This is a genomic window from Stenotrophomonas sp. STEN020 (assembly GCF_056760195.1).
Genome location: NZ_JBRREI010000120.1, coordinates 1 through 843, shown reverse-complemented (window position 1 = coordinate 843; position 843 = coordinate 1). Strand labels below are relative to the sequence as shown.

The window sequence follows — 843 nt, the reverse complement described above, 5'->3', positions numbered from 1 at the left end:
CGCGCCTCCGCGCCCCCCACCCCTCCCCCGCCCCCCCCGCCGCCGCCGCCCGGGCTGGTCTGGGCCACGCCCGCGCCCCGCCCCCCCCCCCCCCCCCCCCCCACTACAGGTGAAGCTTCTGCCAAGCATGCCTTGGCGCTACGGTGTAGCCTGCTCTTCCCGTAATCGCAGTAGCCGCCATGAGCGAACACAAAGCCCACCAGCTGTCGATGACCGTCCTGATGTCGCCGGAGATGGCCAACTTCTCCGGCAAGGTCCACGGCGGTGCGATCCTGCGCCTGCTCGACCAGGTCGCCTATGCCTGCGCCAGCCGTTATGCCGGCAACTACGTGGTGACGCTGTCCGTGGACCAGGTGACCTTCCGGCAACCGATTGCCGTCGGCGAGTTGGTCACCTTCCTGGCTTCGGTCAACTACACCGGCAACTCATCGATGGAAGTCGGCATCAAGGTCGTTGCCGAGGACATCCGCAAGGGTGCGGTACGCCATGCCAACAGCTGCTTCTTCACCATGGTGGCCGTAGACGACGATGGTCGGCCGACGCCGGTGCCATCGTTGCAACCGGAAACCAGCGATGAGAAGCGGCGCTTCGCCGCTGCGCAGATCCGCCGCCAACTGCGCCAGGAGATGGAGCAGCGGCATCTGGAGTTGCTGCAGAGCAATCCGTCGGGTGAGGCGGATTTGTCGGTGCCTGCATTGTAGGAGCGGCGTAAGCCGCGAAGCCGACAATCCATCCGATATCCGTAGTGGGGGGGGGGGGGGGGGGGGGGGGGGGGGGTGGGGGGGGGGGGCGGCCCGGGGGGGGGCGGGGGGAGTTGGGTGGTTGGAGGGGGGCACCCGCGCC

Annotated in this window: 1 protein-coding gene; it reads left to right on the top strand. The window is 68.9% G+C overall.

Annotation, left to right across the window (positions count from 1 at the left end; all coding sequences use genetic code 11):
* Positions 1-179: 179 nt before the first annotated feature.
* A complete protein-coding gene (locus tag ACVOLZ_RS22295; protein WP_481518042.1) occupies positions 180-701 on the top strand; it encodes an acyl-CoA thioesterase in 522 nt (173 codons plus the stop codon).
* The last annotated feature ends 142 nt before the right edge of the window (positions 702-843 follow it).

What these genes read in the sequence shown, in the direction of transcription:
- ACVOLZ_RS22295 (WP_481518042.1), top strand. Translation starts at nt 180, where the DNA reads ATGAGCGAACACAAAGCCCACCAGCTGTCGATGACCGTCCTGATGTCG.